Origin of the sequence: Stenotrophomonas sp. 2YAF26, from assembly GCF_052114625.1 — a bacterium.
Lineage (GTDB): Bacteria > Pseudomonadota > Gammaproteobacteria > Xanthomonadales > Xanthomonadaceae > Stenotrophomonas > Stenotrophomonas indicatrix.
In genome coordinates this window covers 167,280-185,332 of sequence record NZ_JBFRFC010000005.1, presented here as the reverse complement: position 1 = coordinate 185,332, position 18,053 = coordinate 167,280, and the positions used below count along the sequence as shown (strand labels likewise).

General features: G+C 63.8%; 7 protein-coding genes. 1 reads left to right on the top strand and 6 read right to left on the bottom strand.

The window, feature by feature from the left end; translation table 11 throughout:
* Window positions 1–6 precede the first annotated feature (6 nt).
* Window positions 7–1,662: a DUF4166 domain-containing protein gene (locus tag AB4Y98_RS07680; RefSeq protein WP_442244091.1), complete on the top strand. Its 1,656-nt coding sequence runs from the start codon at window positions 7–9 to the stop codon at window positions 1,660–1,662.
* A gap of 62 nt (window positions 1,663–1,724) precedes the next feature.
* On the opposite strand, the gene AB4Y98_RS07675 is transcribed toward AB4Y98_RS07680, so the two are convergent.
* The 6 genes from AB4Y98_RS07675 to AB4Y98_RS07650 all read right to left on the bottom strand — a co-directional run bounded on the left by AB4Y98_RS07675 (window position 1,725) and on the right by AB4Y98_RS07650 (window position 17,738).
* Entirely contained in the window at window positions 1,725–3,731 is a 2,007-nt protein-coding gene (locus AB4Y98_RS07675) for a M13 family metallopeptidase (protein WP_442244090.1), read from the bottom strand.
* 172 nt (window positions 3,732–3,903) lie between these two features.
* Window positions 3,904–6,009 (bottom strand): M13 family metallopeptidase, encoded by a 2,106-nt coding sequence (locus AB4Y98_RS07670; protein ID WP_312106864.1) that lies wholly within the window; start codon window positions 6,007–6,009, stop codon window positions 3,904–3,906.
* A gap of 190 nt (window positions 6,010–6,199) precedes the next feature.
* Window positions 6,200–9,190 (bottom strand): TonB-dependent receptor domain-containing protein, encoded by a 2,991-nt coding sequence (locus tag AB4Y98_RS07665; protein ID WP_442244089.1) that lies wholly within the window; start codon window positions 9,188–9,190, stop codon window positions 6,200–6,202.
* A 462-nt stretch (window positions 9,191–9,652) separates the two neighbouring features.
* Window positions 9,653–12,538 (bottom strand): TonB-dependent receptor domain-containing protein, encoded by a 2,886-nt coding sequence (locus AB4Y98_RS07660; RefSeq protein WP_428705142.1) that lies wholly within the window; start codon window positions 12,536–12,538, stop codon window positions 9,653–9,655.
* Between the two features lie 182 nt (window positions 12,539–12,720).
* A complete protein-coding gene (locus AB4Y98_RS07655; RefSeq protein ID WP_442244088.1) occupies window positions 12,721–14,742 on the bottom strand; it encodes an alpha/beta hydrolase family protein in 2,022 nt (673 codons plus the stop codon).
* A gap of 191 nt (window positions 14,743–14,933) precedes the next feature.
* Window positions 14,934–17,738, bottom strand: a complete 2,805-nt coding sequence (locus tag AB4Y98_RS07650) for a TonB-dependent receptor domain-containing protein (RefSeq protein WP_025876109.1) — start codon at window positions 17,736–17,738, stop codon at window positions 14,934–14,936.
* Between the last annotated feature and the right edge of the window lie 315 nt (window positions 17,739–18,053).

The following is an 18,053-nucleotide window of genomic DNA, read 5'->3' as shown; positions in this document are numbered from 1 at the left end:
TGATGCGTGAAGATCCTGATTCTGGGTGGCTATGGGGTGTTCGGGGGGCGCCTGGTCCGCTTGCTGGCCGACCTGCCGATGCTGGAACTGCTGATCGGTGGCCGCAACCTGGCAGCGGCACAGGCCTTCTGTGCAAGCTACGTGGGGCAATCGACACTGCGCCCACTGCAGGTCGACCGGCAACGGCTGGCCACGGCCCTGCAGGCCGAGCGACCGGACCTGGTGGTGGATGCCTCCGGTCCTTTCCAGGACTATGGCGAACACCGCTATGGCGCGATCGAAGCTTGCATCGCCGCCGGCATTGATTATCTGGACTTCGCCGACGCGGCAGACTTCGTGTTCGGCGTTTCGCAGTACGACGCGCAGGCCAGGGCGGCTGGCATCTACGTGCTGTCGGGCGTCAGCAGCTTCCCCGTACTGACCGCCGCGGTGCTGCGCGAGATGGCCACGCACATGGACATCGTCAGCGTGGAGGGCGGCATCGCGCCATCGCCGTATGCCGGCATCGGCCTGAACGTGATGCGTGCGGTGGTCGGCTATGCCGGTGCGCCGGTGAAGCTGCGCCGCAACGGTCGCGATGGGCACGGCATCGGCCTTGCCGAGAGTCGCCGCTTCACCGTCGCGGTGCCGGGGCGGCTGCCGCTGCGCAACCTGCATTTCTCGCTGGTGGATGTGCCCGATCTGCAGGTGCTGCCACCCGCACATCCGACGATGACCGACATCTGGATGGGGGCTGGCCCGGTGCCGGAGATCCTGCATCGCGTGCTCAATGTGCTGGCCAAGGCGCGCCTGCACCTGAAACTGCCATCGCTGGAGCCATGCTCGCGGTTGTTCTACACCGTGTTGAACCTGATGAAGTTCGGCGAGCATCGCGGCGGCATGATCGTGCGTGCCGTGGGCACCCGCGATGGTGCGCGTGTGGAACAGAGCTGGCACCTGCTGGCCGAAGCCGATGACGGCCCGTACATCCCGTCGATGGCGATCGAAGCGGTGATCCGCAAGCAGCTGGCCGGTGATCGGCCGTCACCGGGTGCACGCCCGGCCACGCATGCGCTGGAACTGTCCGACTACGACCGGCTGTTCGACGGGCGCACGATCCATACCGGTTTCCGCCGCGACATGCCCGGTGCCAGCCTGTACCAGCGCCTGCTGGGCAGCGCGTACGCGCAGCTGCCGGCCAGCGTGCAGGCGTTGCACGCACCGTCTGCAGCCAAGCGCTGGAGCGGCACGGCATCGGTCGAACGCGGTGCTGGGTTGTTGTCGCGGTTGCTGGGGAAAGTGTTCGGTTTTCCGGCAGCGGGCGAGGCGGTGCCGGTCAGCGTGGAGTTCACCGCAGAGGCGGGTGGTGAGCGCTGGACACGGACCTTTGCCGGCCGTCGTTTCTCTTCGTTGCAGACGCAGGGGCAGGGGCGCAACGAAGCGCTGCTGGTCGAACGCTTCGGTGCGGTATCGGTAGCGTTGGCGCTTCTGGTCGACGACGGGCGGCTGCAACTGGTGCCGCGACGCTGGTCGATCCTGGGCCTGCCGTTGCCGCAGTGGCTGTTGCCCGGAGAGAACAGTTTCGAGAGTGACGAGGATGGGCGCTTCGTCTTCGACGTGGAGATCGGCGCGCCGGTGGTGGGGCGGATCGTGCATTACCGGGGAACGTTGAAGCCCGCGTGATGTCCACCGACGAAAAAGGGCGCCACGAAGGCGCCCTTTCCGTTATTGCTGTTGCATGAACCTCAGCGCAAGACCTTGATCTGCTCGCCGTCGGTGCGCTGCATCGGCTGGCCCGGCTTGCAGCTGAAGCTGGCGCCGAATGCCGGCAGGTTCGACAGCGGGCCATTGGTGCGCCAGCGACCCGGTGCACGGATGTCGGCGGTCAGGCGGCGTGCGGCCTCGTTCGGCGACAGCTGCTGCGGCCACAGCGCAGCCCAGGCGCGGAAGAAGCCCTGCTGCTGTGCCGGCTTGGCCTTCGGCTCCTGCGCGGTGTACGCGGCCCAGGCCAGTTCCAGACCGGCGATGTCGGCCAGGTTCTCTTCCTGGGTCAGCATGCCGTTGACCTTGGCCCCCTTCACGCCGGGGAACTCGTAGGCGCCGTACTGGGTGGCGACACGGGTGCCGAGCAGGGTCCAAGCGGTCTTGTCGGCCGGGGTCCACCAGCTGCGCAGTTCGCCCTTGGCATCGACCAGCGCACCCTTGGCATCGATCGCACGGGTCAGCTCGTGGCCGACCAGGCCGCCGAAGCTGCCGAACTTGTCGGCGGCATCGGCCTTGGCGTTGAACACCGGGCCCTGCAGGATCGCCGCAGTGACGATCAGCCGGTTCTGCGCCAGGTCATAGGCCAGCGACGGCTGCTGCGGCAGCACGTCCCAGCGGCGGTCGGCGTTGCCCTTGCCGATGCGCTTCATTTCCTCGCGGTGGCGCCAGGTGGACGCGATCAGCATGTTGCCGCCGAACGAACCACGGCCCATCGGCTGCACGCTGTAGTCCAGGTCACGTAGCGGGGTGCCGATCTCGATCTTCAGCGCGGCCAGCTTGGCCTGCGCTTCGGTCTTGGCCTCGGCGCTCATCCAGCTGTTGTTCTTGACCGCTTCGATCTGCACTTCACGCACCTTGTCGACGATCCAGGCCGCCTGGCGGCGGTCTTCGGCGGACAGGTAACGGGCTGCGTATTCGCGGCCGACCATCGGGCCAGCGGCCACGTTGATCGCGTCCAGCACGCTTTCCCAGCGCTGCGGCGGCAGGGTTTCACCACGCAGCACGCGGCCACGGAATTCGAACTCCGCATCGCGGTACGCCTTGGACAGGTACGGCGCCATCGAGTCGCCCACGCGCCAGCGCAGGTAGGCCTTCCACTGGTCCGGCTTGAGCTTGGTGACCATGCCGTCGAGCTGCTTGAACAGCGCCGGATCGGCCAGCGACACCAGGTCATCGTTGACGCCCTGCGCCTTCAGGAACGCGTCCAGCTGCAGGTTGCGGTAGCGGCTGTTGAGGTCCTTGGTGGAGATCGGCGCGTAGTTGTTGAACGGGTTGTTGATGCCCGCCAGCGACTGCGCGTTGCGCGCCAGTTCGGTTTCCAGCGCGATCACCGCCTGCGACTCGGCGTCCAGCTTGGCCGCCGGGGTGCCGGTCAGTGCGAGGATCTGCTTGACGTAGTTGCGATAGCGGCCCATCAACGCGACGGTGTCGGCGTCGGTGCGGGTATAGAAGGCCGGATCAGGCAGGCCCATGCCGCCCTGCATGAAGTAACCGATGTGGCGGTCCAGCGCCTTCAGGTCCACGTCCGGACCGAAGTTGAAGGCCACCGGGATGCCGACCTGGTGCAGCGCGGCGATCGAGGCCGGGACATCCTTGGCCTTCTTGATCGCGTTGATGCGGGTCAGCAGCGGTGCGATCGGGTTGGAGCCGTCGGCTTCCACGGCCGCTTCGTCCAGGCCGCTGGCCCAGAAGTCGCCCAGCAGCTTCTGCACGTTGCCCTGCGGCGCCTTCATCGAGGCGTCCAGCAGTTCACGCTGTTGCTGCCGGCTGCGGTCGACCAGCTGGCCCAGTGCGGTGGCGGCGCCGGTCTGCGGCACCGGGTTGGCCTTCAGCCAGCCTGCGTTGGTGGCGTCGTAGAAATCGCTGCACTGCGCACTGACGGCCGGGGCGCGTGCGGCCTTCTTCTTGGCGGCGAACGCATCGTGGGTCGGAACCAGGGTCGCCAGGCTGATGCCCAGGGCGATGGCAAGCGGACGGAAGTTGGGCATGTAGAACGAATCCGTGATGGATTGAGGGCGGGCGAACTATAGCAAGCCGGGCAGGGTGGGAGATGCATGCGCTGTGACGTCTGCAACGACGCAGATGATCTCCACCGCGCGGAAAAACAAAGGCCCGGGAAATCCCGGGCCTCTGCAGGCAAGCCGTGGCCTCAGCCGTGGCTTACCAGATCACCACCTGCGAGTCGCCGGTGCGCGACATCGGCGTACCCGGCTTGCACTGGAAGGCCGCGGTGAAGGTCGGCAGGTTCGACGGCGCACCGACGGCGCGGAACTGCGCCGGCGCGTGCGGGTCGGTTGCCAGGCGGACCTTGGCGTTCTCCGGGGTGTACTTGGTGCGCCACACGGTGGCCCAGTTGAAGAAGAAGCGCTGATCGCGGGTGAAGCCATCGATCTTCGCGTCTTCCTTGCCGGCCGACGCCTTCTGCAATGCGTCGTAGGCGGTGGCCAGGCCACCCAGGTCGGCGATGTTCTCGCCCAGGGTCAGATGGCCGTTCACGGCCTGGCCGTCGACCTTGTACTGGTCGAACTGCTTGACCAGCTTGCCGGTCAGGCCAGCGAAGTTCTTCGAATCGGCTTCGGTCCACCAGTTCTCGAAGTTGCCGGTCGGCCCGAAGCGGCTGCCCTGGTCGTCGTAACCGTGGGTCATTTCGTGGCCGATGACCGCACCGATACCGCCGTAGTTCAGCGCGTCGTCCGCCTTGGCATCGAAGAACGGCGGCTGCAGGATGGCGGCCGGGAACACGATCTCGTTCTGCAGCGGGTTGTAGTAGGCGTTGACCGTCTGCGGGGTCATGCCCCACTCGGTCTTGTCCACCGGCTTGCCGATCTTGGCCAGGTTGTACTGGTAGTTGAACGCGGTGGCCGCGCGCACGTTGCCCAGATAGCTGTCACGGTTGGTCTGCAGGCCCGACCAGTCACGCCACTTGTCCGGGTAACCGATCTTCGGAGTGAAGGTTTCCCACTTGGCGATGGCCTTGGCCTTGGTCTCTTCGCTCATCCAGGACAGGCCCTGGATGCGTTCCTTCAGCGAAGCGGCGAGGTTCTTCACCAGCTCTTCCATCTTCGCCTTGGCTTCCGGCGAGAAGGCGACCTTCACGTACAGCTGGCCGAAGGCTTCGCCGGCGTCGCTCTCGATGGTGCCCAGCACGCGCTTCCAGCGCGGCTTCTGTTCCTTCTGGCCATTGAGGGTCTTGCCGTAGAACTCGTAGCTTTCCTGCACGAACGCATCAGCCAGGTACGGCGAGGCGCTGTCCACGGTGTGGAAGCGCAGGTAGGCGCGCCACACCGACGGATCGGTATCGCCCAGCGCCTTGCTCACTTCCTGGTGGAAGGCCGGGATGGCCAGCGAGAACTTCTCCGGCGCGGCCACGTTCTGCGACTTGAAGAACTCGGTCCAGCTGAAGTTCGGGGTCAGCGCATCGGCCTCGGCCAGGCTGACCGGGTGGTAGTACAGCGAGACATCGCGCGACAGCTCGACGCTGGACTTGGACGCCTTGGCCAGGCGGGTCTCGAACTTGACGACTTCTTCAGCCTGCTTTGCTGCATCGGCAGCGGCCACGCCGGACAGCTCCAGCACCTTGGCCACGTGAGCCTGGTAGGCCTTCAGCTTGTCGGCCTTGGAGGCATCGGTATAGAAGGTCTTGTCCGGCAGACCCAGGCCGCCCTGGCTGGCATAGGCCATGTTCACGGCCGAGTTCTTGAAGTCGGCTTCGGCGCCGAAGCCGAACAGCACGTTCTCGCCCTTGGCGGCGCTGGTGCGCAGGTAGTTGGCGATGGCCGCCTTGTCCTGCAGGCCGTCGATCGCAGCCAGATCGGCCTTCAGCGGCTCGATGCCCTGGGCGTTGACCTTGGCTTCGTCCATGCCGGTGGCCCACAGGTCGCCGACGATCTTCTCGATGCCGGCCGGATTCTTGACCTGCGCGACCTGCTCGGCCAGCTGGTGCTGCACGGCCACCGAACGCTCGTCGAGGATGGTGAAGGCGCCCCAGCTGGTGCGGTCGCCCGGAATCTCGTTGGCGGCCAGCCACTTGCCGTTGACGTAGTCGCCGAAGGCGGTGCAGGCGTCAAGGTTGCTGTCCAGATCGCTGGCCTGGAAGGCGTTGTAGGCCGGCAGCTTGCTCTCGTCGAGCTTGTAGGTGGTGGCGGCGTCGGCCGCGGCCGGCGTGGAGGCGGTGGCATCCTTTGCCGGGGTTTCGTTCTTGCCGCAGCCGACCAGCGCGGCCGAAACGGCCAGGGTCAGCAGCACGATCTTGGGAGTACGGGTCACTTGAATGGCCTCCAGGCCGAGTGAGTCAGGGAAGGGCCGGGGGAACGGCCGTGGGCCGAACGATACGCCGCCGGCCCGCACTGCAAGGGTGTCGAAGGTCATGGCCGGGCGCAAGGGGGCCTTGCCGGTACCGGAAAAAGACAGACCCGGCAAAAGCCGGGTCTGTCGGGTTACTGCATGTGTTGCTGGATCAGAACTTGTAGGTAGCGCCCATGTACATGTAGCGACCGATGTTGTCGTACATCGCCGAACCGACGTCGGAGCCGAAGTAGTTCACCGGCGGATCCTTGTCGAAAGCGTTGTCCACGCCCAGGTAGACGTCGATCTTGTCGCCCGGGAAGCGGTAGCCGAACTGGAAGTTGTGGTAGACGTACGAGCCGTTGCGGATCGGGCTGGTCTGGCCCGGGTTGGCCTGGTAGCTCTTGGGCTGCACGCGCAGGTTGCTGCTCACGTAGTTCAGGTCCCACGACGCACGCCACTGACCCAGCGAGTACTTGGTCTGCAGCGAACCGCGCCAGCGCGGGTCGGTCACCCAGGTAACGTTCTCGTCGTACTCGGTCGGGAAGTCCTGGAAGGCCCATTCACGCGACTGCAGCAGGCGGGTACCGACCAGGCGGATCACCGTGTCACCCTCGGCCAGCTTGAAACGGTAGTCCATTTCCAGGTCGACGCCGACGCGACGCGAACGAGCCAGGTTTTCGTTCAGCGCAACCCAACGGCTGATCGAATGTTCCGGGAAGGTCCGGCCGCCGGCATCGGTCTTGCCACCGACCGGTGCGCGCTCGATGAAGCCGCAGAAGCTGTTGTTGATGCCGCCCGGAGAATCCACGCAACGGGTGGCATTGGTCTGTGCAGTCACAGCACCGATGGCGTCCTTCAGACTGATCCACCAGTAGTCCACGGACATGCCGAAGCCCTGCAGGAAATCAGGCTGCCAGACCAGCCCATAGGTGAAGCTGCGCGCACGCTCCGGCTTCAGATTCGGGTTGCCGCCGCTGACACCCGGGCGCGTTGCGGTGTAGGTGTCGACCCAGCCCACCGGCACGCCCAGCGCCGAGCAGTTGGCCTGGCGCAGAGCCGGATCAGCTGCGGTGTTGGGACGGTTGGAATTGGTGGCCAGGTAGTTGCAGGGATCGTTGACGGTGGCGAAGTTCTCGCTCTGCGGGTTGTACAGTTCACCAATGCTTGGTGCGCGCACCGCCTGCGACAGGGTGCCGCGGGCGCGCAGGGACGGGATGATGGTCCAGTCCAGGCCGACCTTCCAGGTGGTGGTCTTGCCGATGCTGCTGTAGTCGGACCAGCGACCGGCAGCGTCCATGGTCAGGTTGTAGATGCCCGGGATGTCGGCCAGCAACGGCACAGTGGCTTCGACGAATGCTTCGCGTACGTCGTACTTGCCCATCCGGTTGGGGATCGCGTTGAGGAAGGTCAGGCCCTGCGCTGCCAGCGGATCGGTGATTTCGCGGCTCTTCTCGCGGCGGTATTCCACGCCACCGGCCACGCCGACGTCGCCGGCCGGCAGGCTGAACAGCGAGGCGTTGGCCAGCGAGGCGCTGAACACCGACTGCTGCAGGCGCGAATAGTTGAACGACTTGACGTTCATCCAGTCACGCGCAGCCTGGGTCACTGCACCGTTGCCGAATACGGAGAACGGTACGCAGCCCTCGCGTGCGAACTGCGAATACACGCGGTTGCCGTTGTTGGGGTTGGTCGCGTTCGGGTTCAGCGTGGTGCGGCAGACGATCTGGCCGGTGGACGGATCGACCACGGTGTCCAAGCCTGCCTGCCAACGCTCGTTGATGCGGTTGTTGAGGTTCCAGCGCTTGACCTCGCTCTGGCCCCAGTTGCCGTACACGTCGTAGGTCCAGTTCTCGGTCAGGTTGCCCTCGACGCCAAGCACGAAGCGCTGGGTGTTGCGCTCCACGTGCTCGCCACGCTGGCCGGCATCGACGTTGAAGCGGCTCAGGGTCAACTGGCTGGCGCCGTTGGCGGCCATCAGGGCGCGCAGCTGCGGCGAAACGTAGGCATTGTCGCGCTGGATGCGCAGGGTCTGGTCGAACGACGGCTGGGCTAGGAAGTCCGACACGGTCTCGGTGTACTTGCCTTCGAAATACAGGCGATGGTTGTCGGTCAGATCGAAGTTGACGACTGTATTGACGCTCTTGCGGTCGAAGCCGGGCTGCAGATCGGCCACCGAATTGAGGTCGGCGAAGTCGCAGTTGACGCAGCTGGTGGTGCTCGGCATCACGCCGTCATAGCGCTGCGGGCGGTAGGTGCCGTCCGGGTTGAACTGGTAACGGTTGCCCCAGGTCGCCTTGTTGGTGGGCGAGAACGCACCCAGTGTGAAGGTGCCGCCGAAGGAGATCGAATGGTTGCCACCCGGGCCGCTGAGGACGGTCTGCGGATTGCTTTCGTTGGAGGGCTTGGTCGGGTCGTAGTTCGGGTTCGGCACCGACACCAGGAATTCGTTGCCGATCGCGCGGTCGCTGCGGACAAAGCGGTCCTGCTTGCTGTATTCCAGGGCGATCGCCGCGCTGCCGCGGCCATTGGCGAAATCGGTACCTGCCGAGGCGCTGATGAAGGAACGGTTGAAGCCGCCTTCACTGGCCATGCCGGTCTGAGCGCGCACTTCGGCGCCGTCGAACGACTTCTTCATGATGAAGTTGACGACGCCGGCCACTGCATCGGCGCCGTACACGGCCGATGCACCACCGGTGATCACTTCAACGCGTTCGATCCACTCGACCGGGATCGTGTTGACGTCCACCGCCGAGGAGCCGKAGGTGGCGCCGACATGGCGGCGGCCATTGACCAGAACCAGCGTACGCGAGGTGCCCATGCCGCGCAGGTCCATCAGGCCGACGCCGGCGGTGCCGATGAAGCGGGTGGAATTACCCAGCGTATAGGTCGGGCTCAGCGCCGGCAGGCGCGCCATCAGGTCGCCGATGTTGTTGGCGCCGGTGGCGCGGATTTCTTCGGCAGTGATGGCGGTGACCGGCGAGGGGGTCACGAAGCCGGTACGCGCGATGCGCGAGCCGGTCACGCTGACGCGGTCCAGGTCGATCGGGTTGCTGCCGGAGCTGGCCTCCTGGGCCAGAGCTGGGGCCGCGGCAGCCATCATCAGGCCGGCGAGCAGAGCGTTGGTCAGCGGGTGGCGACCGGGCGTGCGGTAGTGCGTCATGTGGTGAATCCCCCTAGTGGATGAAGATCGTCCGCATCCCTGCGGTTGTTACGGTCATGTTCATGGTTTGTCCTGACCTTGATCGAACCTAACACGCACTTAACGGGAAATGCATGGTTTCGTCACACTTTGTCACCCGGAATGTCAACGGCGTACATGAAATTGCAACAAATACAGATGCTTAGTCTCATTTGTGATGTGCCGAGTCTGGCGGCATGGGCCACATGTGAATGGCCTGTTAAGCCGCGCTTTGCGCAAAAAGGTGTCTCGCAAGTACATCGCTTGCCTCCTGCGTGGCGACGGGGAGTGGTGGGCGGTCAGCGCATTCAGGAGCCATTTGTGTGCCGCGGGGCGTGGTGTCAGCGCTGGCGGTGATCGGCGGTCACGGTGCGCCGCCCGCTTGCCGCAGGCAAAAGAAAAGGGCGGCCGGAGCCGCCCTTTTCATGTGCTGCAATGCTGCGATCAGAACTTGTAGGACACGCGCGCGAAGAACGTGCGGCCGTACCAGTCGTACTGGGATGCGTACAACGGCGTGTTGCCATAACGGGTGCCGGCGGTGTTGGAGATCAGGTCCGGCTCCTTGTCGAACAGGTTGCGCACGCCGACCATGATGTTCCAGTCATCCATGTCGTAGCCGACAGAGACACTGTGGCGGAACTGCCAGCCGGCCTTGATGTCGCGGGTCGCGTTCTGGTAGCCGGAATAGGTGAAGTTCCGGTCCAGGTCCTTGTTCTGGGTGCTGCTGACGTACGTGCCCTGCCAGTTGAACGTCCAGTCACCCCGTTCCAGGCTGACGCTGGCCAGGCCGACGGTCTTCGGCCGGCCGATGTAGCCGACCTGGTCGGAGGTGGTGATACCACTGTCAGAAGCCGAGTCGAACAGCTGGTACGTATCTTCGATGGTGTAGGTGACCTGCGCTTCAGCGGAAATCTTGCCGAAGGAGAAGTCGTTGTCGTAGTTGACCTGGAGGTCGTAGCCGCGGGTGCGCTCGCGGTTGATATTCACGTATTTGTTGTAGATCGTGGTGATGTTGTTCGGCGCCGACGCGTTGGTCGGGCTGTTGCGCACAATCTGGTCACAGAATGCGTTGGGGAACACCGCCGAGCCGTAGCAGCCGAACACGATGTCGTACTCGTCGAGCTGAGTGATTTCACCGCGCACGTCATAGTCGAAGTAATCCAGCGCCACGTTGAGGTTGGCGAAGGTCGGGCTCCAGACCAGGCCAAGGGTCTTGGCCTTGGACGTTTCCGGCTGCAGGTTGTTCTTGCCGCCGCCACCGGAATAGATGGTGGCGCTAGTGCCGCCGCCGCCGGTATAGGTGTCCGGAATGCCGGCCGCTCCGCAGTTGGCACGGATGAAGGTGTTGTTGCTGTCGCCCCACTGGATGCAGGGGTCGATCTGGGTCTGCGGCAGGAAGCCGGTCTGATCGCCCAGGTACAGCTCGTACAGGCCCGGCGCACGGAACGAGGTACCCATGGTGCCGCGCACGCGCAGTGACGGGATGATCTGCCAGTTCACGCCGGTCTTCCAGACGTGATCCGAGCCCGGCACCGAGTCGTATTCGAACACGCGGCCGGACAGGTTGACCGACAACGATTCAATGCCCGGGATGCCCTTCAGCAGCGGTACGTCGACTTCGGCGAACGCTTCCTTGACCTTGTCGGTGCCACGGGTCGGGCCGGCAGAGGTGGAGTTCCAGGCGCGGTCCGCGAGTGCGAAATCCGACGGCGTGTCATCGATCTTGTACTTGCGGAACTCGACACCGAATGCCGAGGCGACATCGCCGGCGGGCAGGGTGAACAGGTTGCCGCTGAAGATCGCGTTGGCACTGGTCTGATCGTAAGTGGTCTTGCCGGTGTGGTACTGGCCCACGGCGGCAATCAGCTCATTCATGCGGGTGCCGTTGAGGAAGCCCGGATCGAAGTAGTTCACCGGCATGTCGTCGTCGGTATAGACGAGGTCGCCGGCGCGGTCGACATCGATCGACAGCGTGCCGTACTTGCCGGTGGAGCGGCTGAAGCCAGCGTTGACTTCCCAGGTCCAGCTGTCGGTCGACTTGAACTGGCCATCGAACTTGGTGGTGCCGTAGAAGTAGTCGACCGTGATCTTCTGGTCACTCGGGAACGGCATGATGACCTGGAAGTAGTCATCGGCGGCCTCGCTGTAGACCGTCGGGTAGAACTGGCGCCAACTGTGCGCCTTGGTCTCACGGCGGTTGTACAGGAACTGCGTCTTCCAGTTGAAACTGTCGAAGCTGAAGTCAGTGGCGGCGTACAACGAGGCACGCTCACGCTGATTGATCACTTCCTGGTCGTGGTAGAACGGGAAGTTCAGGACATCCTGGTAGTACGCGGTGCCGCCGTTGGCGTAGGTCGGAGTCGGGCGCGGGCGTGGACGATAGCCCGGGAACGGGCCCACCGTGCTGCCATCGGGCGAGGGCACGTAGCGGATTGCCGGGTTGTTGTAGTTGATGATGGTATTGGCGTACAGGTTGCCGGTGCTGCAGCCTGCCAGGTTGCTGCCGGCCAGGATCGAGCGATCCTCACGGTCGATCCGCTTGCCGTCAGTGCCCCAGACCATGTCTTCGGCGCAGCGGAAGTAATCGCGATCACCCACGGTCAGTGCGTTCAGACGGTCCCACTGCGCGGCCGCCACGACACTGCCCTTATCGAAGTTCCAGCCGTTGGCGATCGAGGCAGAGAACTGCTCGCCGCCCCCATGCTGCGGCACGCTCATGGAGTAGGTCATCTCCGGACGGTCGATGCTCTTCTTGGTGATCAGGTTGACCACGCCGGCAAGCGCATCGGAGCCGTAGATGGAGGAGGAGCCGTCCTTGACGATTTCCAGCCGCTGCAGGATGGCCTGCGGAATGACGTTCAGATCGAACGCGGCGACCTGGCCACGGGTACCGGCCGGGCCGGGACGCTGGCCGTCGAGCAGGATCAGCGTGCGGTTCGCGCCCAGACCACGCAGCGAGACCGTCTGCACACCGGTGCCGCCTTCGACGACGAAGCCGCCGAACTGGTTGTTCATCTGCGTGGAGCCTGCAGCGATCGAAGACGTCTGCAGGAAGTCGGCGGTATCGAACTGACCGGCAGAGATCGCCTTGTCGATCGAGATGACCTGCACCGGCGACGTGGTCTCGTACTCCGGACGCTTGATCAGCGAACCGGTGACGACGACGGTGTCAAGTTCGGTGGCGCGCTTGGATGCGGGGGTGGTACTTGACGAAGCAGCTTCCTGCTGTGGTGTTTCCTGGGCAAAGGCAGGAGCGACATGTAGACAGGCCAGAACCGCCAAGGTCAGCGGGACGCGGCTCGGCTTGGAGAGGCGAATGACGTTGCGCATTTCGGTAATTTCCCTATTTGTTACGCTTCGGTTAACGGAGTGTATGTTTGCCGTAAAGTAAATGCAAGATGAACGAAGCGTGCCTGTAATGCTTTGATGTTTAAGGGAAATTCATCGTGTGGATGCGAAACGCCCCCGCTGGCGGATGCCAGGCGGGGGCGCTCAGCGACACGATCTAGGGGTCAGAGGCCGCCCGGGCCGCAATCCTTCTTCAGGAAGCCTTCGATGAGGCCCAGCGTTTCCCGCTGCTGGCGTGGGTACCACGRCATGCTGTGCTGCTGGTCGGCAATCAGGTGGTACTGCGCAGGCACCTTGTCCTTCACCGCTTCGTAGAAGCCCTGGGCGTGGAAAGAGGGTGTACGCACATCGCGGTCACCCACGAACAGCATCACCGGAATGTTGGCGCTGGCGGTGTTGCGCATCGGATCCATGCCCTTGACCGTCTGCCCTTGCAGGATGCGCTGCAGGCGGTTGTCGCTCCAGCTGGTGCCCAAGCGTGCGAGATCGGTGACCGGAGCGCCGGCAATCGCGCACTGATACGGGCTGCCTGGGCGAACGGTGGCTGCGGCAGCAGCGAAGCCGCCGTAGGAGTAGCCGAAGATCGCGATGCGGTCCTTCGCAGCGAAACCCTGCGACACCAGCCACGCCGCACCGTCATCATTGTCGTCGGACATCTTCTGGCCCCATTCGCGGTCGCCGGCAATCCACAGGTCCCGGCCCAGGCCAGAGGAGCCACGGTACTGCGGGCGAAGCACGGCATATCCGCGAGACGTCAGCAGCGCGACCCAGCCGGAGGCATCCCATTGCACGTAGTCACGCGCCCAGGGGCCGCCGTGTGGATGGACAATGGCCGGCGCTGCGGCATCGCCTTCCTTCCAGCCCGCAGGGAGATCCAGGATGGCAGGAATGACCCGTCCGTCGCGTGCCTTGTAGTTCACCCAGCGTTGTTCGCCCACCGTGCCCTTGCTGATCCACGGACGCTCGCTGCCCAGGCTCACCACCTTTTTCCGATCCAGCAGCAGGAAATGGGAGGGCGGTGCATCCGGACCGGTAGCGCGGAACAGGATCCTCGAGAAATCATCGTTGTAGCGGCTGATCTCGATCTGCCTTCCCGGCGCAGCTTGCTTCAGCGTGTCCTGGATCGATTTCAGCGTCGGGTCGACGTAGACCGTCTGTTGCGAAGGGCCATCGATGGTGAATCCGACCACTTGATTGAAGGTGCTCGGCTGGGTGCTGAAGACAAGGCTTGCGATGGAGAAGTTTGGATTGGCCAGCACCGGTTCGGGATCGAACTTCTGCGCCTTGGCGTCGTACAGATGTGCCTGCACCTTGTCCGAGAAGAGGTCGGTCAGGACGTAGTACTTGCCGGTGGCATCGTCCACACCAGCCAACTCGACCGTATGCCGGTTGGACAGGCGTGTCAGCAGCGGCTTCTGCAGTACGAACTGCCCGGAGCTCGGATCAAGGATCTGAATCTGCTGGTCGTAATCGCCGCTGACCGGTTCGATCTGGCTCTTGGCGAGCACCTTGCCGCTGCGCGGGTCGAACAACGCAGGCTGGGCGCGGGTGCCGCCGCGGAACAGCAGTTCGGTTTCCTTGGTCTTGAGGTTGTACAGGTAGTAATTGGCGGTCAGCGTTATCTCGCTGAGCTGGCGGATGATGACCCGGTCCGGATCCAGCGGCAGCATGTTGACCAGCGATGCGCTGCCACCCAGTTCCAGGCAGCGCTGGGTCTGTTCGCTCACGCCCAGCTTGCGCGTGTTGTCGGCGAATGCTTCGTTGAAGGTCTTCTGGCTCTGGTCGGTCAGGTAGGTCTTGACCACGAATGTCTTGGTCGCACCCGATACGCTGCCCTCGCCACACCCCCCAAGCTGCCCGGTCCACTCCTGGCGGCCGACCGCCAGGATCTGGTCGGACTTGAGAGCGCCCACGGCAATGAACTTCATCCGGTCGCCCGAGGGCGTAACCACCTTCGGGGCACCTCCCATTGCGTCGGTATCCCAGCTGGCCAGCGCAGTTTCTTCCGGGTTGCCCGGAGAGGGGATCAACGCGACCAGATGCTTGCCGTCCGGACTCATCGAGACCGACTGCAACGCTGGCATGCGTGCCAGGTCTTCGATCGGGATGGGAGCGGCGTGTGCCGTGGCGCCGGCCAGGGCCATGGAGAGGGCACCGCACAGGGTGCGAGCGGAAATCACGTGCATGTCTTGTCCTTTTGCTGCGCGTTGATCGGCTGAAGCTGACTGGATTGTGAACAAGGTCGAAAGGTAGCAGATCGATGACCTTCCTTGGCAGTGCCGCCGCCGCTCCGCCCTCCCTTACCGCACCGGTGCCACCCAAAGCAGAAGACCCCGCCGGAGCGGGGTCTTCTGCTGCAGGAAACGACGTCGACGGATCAGTTGTTGCCGAACTCGTACTTGGCCTGCACGTAGATGGCACGGCCATAAGCGTTGTACAGGTAGTTGTTGTACGGCTGGCCGCTGGTGCCGGCGAAGCTGTACCGCTGGTTGTCAGGCATCTTGTTGAACACGTTGTTGACCATCAGCGACAGGGTCAGGTTGTCCATCGCCCGATAGTTCACGCTCAGGTTGTAGGTGGTGTACGAACCCCACTTGCCGGCCTTGTAGCCGGAGCTGTGGACGTAGTCGTAGCCATTGCCCAGGTAGGCCATGTAGTTCGGCGTCTTGCCGATGTAGTTGGCATACAGGGTGGTGGTCCACTTGTCCTTGGCCCAGCCGATCGAACCGTCGGCGCGCACCTTGGCGTACGAGTCGTACACCCACATCGCATACGGGTCGCGCAGCAGGTCCAGGTACTCATCGCCCGGCTGCGGTTGCAGTTCGCGCTTGAGCATGTCGGTGTAGTTGCCGGAGAACTGCAGCGAACCGAAGCGGCCGATGTCCTGTACGTACTTGAAGCTGGCCGTCAGCGCCTGCAGGTTCTGGCTGGCCACGTTCATCTTCGGCGTATAGATCTCATCGAGTACGCCGGAGGCGTCGCGGGTGATCCAGTCGCTGACGTTCTGGCAGCTGGCCGAGGTGTTGTTGGTCTGGCCGTTGCGGCAGTAATACTCGGCCAGCAGCAACTGGTCGGAACTGAGGGTGTTGACCTCGTTCTTGATCTTCCAGTTGTAGTAGTCCACCGACACCGACAGGTTGTTGATGGGCGCCCACACGATGCCGGCGTTCCAGACATCGGCGGTGATCGGCTCCAGGTCCGGGTTGCCGGATTGGGTGCCGAACACCGACACGCTGTCATACGGGCAGCCGGTGGTGTTGGCCGGGTCGTAGCCCAGCTGGCCGCAACGGTAGTAGTCGGTGGAGCCGTTGGCGTAGTAGCCGCTGACACCCTGGAAGGCATCGGACAGGGTGGGCGCGCGGAACGCGGTGCCGTACTTGCCACGGAACAGCAGGCTGTCGATCGGACGGAATTCCAGGCCGACGCTGTAGGTCGCCTTGTCGATGGTGTTGCCACCGATCTTGAAGGCGTCGTAGCGGCCGGAGCCGGTCACCGTCAGTGATTCCAGCAACGGCATGCGCAGTTCGCTGGTCACCGCGTAGCTGCTGCGATGGCCGGCGCCGGAAACCGCAGTGGTACCCCACACGCTGCCATCCACCAGCCGGGTATCGGGCGTGTAATCCCAGCCTTCGCTGCCGCCTTCAACCACCACAGCGAAGCCGGCGTCGCCGCCGGGCAGCTTGAACAGCGAACCATTGGTGACCTGCGCACGCAGCAGGTTCTGCCAGGTGCGGCTCTGGCTGTAGGTGTAGCCGGTGAAGCTCTGGAAATCACCGCTCGGCAATGGCGAGTAGAACGCTTCCCAGTCCGGGCTGTATATGTTGTACCCGGTGCTGGTGGTGCCCAGCACCGGCCCCAGCACGCGCTGCTCGAAGTAGTCGTTGATCGGATCGTTCCAGCGCACGAAGTTGCGCTCGGTCAACTTGTATTCGCCGCGGGTGAAGCTGGCACTGTAATCCCAGCTGCCGGCCGTGCCGCGGCCGCCGAGCGTGACCTGGTAAGCCTTGTTGCGATCGGTGTTCATGATGTCGCGATAGCCGCCGGCGCCGATGTCCTCCGGCGCGAACACGCGCTGCAGGTTCATGTACTGGCCGCTGTCCTGATCGTAGAAGCGGCCCCAGCCGGAGGAGGTGCCCCACCAGGTGTAGTTCGAGCCTGTGGCGTACTTCACTTCTTCCAGGCTGTAGAGCGCGTCGCCGAACAACTGGAAGTTGTCGTTCACATCGAAGGTCATCGAGCTGTAGATCTGCCCGCTTTCCTTGCCGTTCTTGATGGTCTTGTAGCCGGTGCCATAGACCGAACCGCAGGCCTGGCCGGTCGGCCGGGTGCCGAGCACGGTGGTGCCGTCGAACTGGCCCGCCACGTTGGCGCACAGGTTCGGGTCCATCATGGCGTAGCGGTTGCTGTTGGCCGGCAGCAGCACCAGGAAGTCGTTGGAGACGTACTGGGGGCTGTAGCCGTCGGGATTGTTGACCTTGGTCAGGTCACGCTGATAGCCCCAGATCGGGCTGGTCTTTTCGTACTGCACGTTGACCAGCGCATGGAATCGATCGTCGACACCATTGAAGCCGCGCGCCGCACTGACGCGTACGCTGTTGCCGCCGCCTTCGGAGTAGGCACCGCCACGGACGTTGAGCACACCGCCATCCATGCGCTCCTTGAGGATGATGTTGACCACGCCGGCGATCGCATCCGAACCGTACAGCGAAGACTGGCCGCCGGGCAGGATCTCGATGCGCTCGACGATGTCGATCGGAATGCCGCTGATGTTGTTGAAACTGTCGCTGCCGTTGTACAGCGCCGGATACGAGAGCATCGGGCGGCCGTTGATCAGGTACTTGGTGTAGCCGGGGCTGAGCCCGAACATGCCGGCGGCCTCGGCACCCTGGGTGAACGAAGCGGAGGTCTGCCCGCCCTGCAGGCCGCCGGTCGACAGCGAGGACTGCTGCAGGACGTCGGCGACGCTGGTGAAACCGCGGGTCTGGATGTCCTCGGCGGTGACGGTCAGGACCGGCGTGTGGTTCTCGATCTGCGTCTGCGGGATCAGTGAGCCGGTGACGGTGACGCGGTCAAGCTGGGTCGGGCCGGTGTCCTGCGCGTGGGCTGCGCCGGAGGCGAGCAGGGTGCCGATCAGGGCAAGGGTCAGGGGGTGACGCGAAGGCGTGGAGCGATGGCGAGACATGATGGATCCCCGTAATGAGCGATGTCGTCTGGCTGATGTCCTCCCTGACATCTTCATGATGTGTTCAGTTGCAATCCATTCAGCCGGACCGTAACACGACGTTCACGTTGTCAAAACGGTCCCGTCACACGGATGTGCTGCTCATCGGAAGAAAAGTCCTTTGAAATCAGTGCGTAAACGCGATTGTCTGGGAATGTTTCAAAATGTTGCGTTGCGGAACAAAATCGATCGAAGTCGATGTTTCTTATGTAGATCAAGGGCTTGCCGCCTTCGCGGATGCTTTTCTCATTATTTAATTTATGAGACTTATTTTGA

Excerpts from the sequence above, each read along its gene's own strand:
- AB4Y98_RS07650 (WP_025876109.1), bottom strand. The coding sequence starts at position 17,738 with ATGTCTCGCCATCGCTCCACGCCTTCGCGTCACCCCCTGACCCTTGCC.
- AB4Y98_RS07675 (WP_442244090.1), bottom strand. The coding sequence starts at position 3,731 with ATGCCCAACTTCCGTCCGCTTGCCATCGCCCTGGGCATCAGCCTGGCG.
- AB4Y98_RS07660 (WP_428705142.1), bottom strand. The coding sequence starts at position 12,538 with ATGCGCAACGTCATTCGCCTCTCCAAGCCGAGCCGCGTCCCGCTGACC.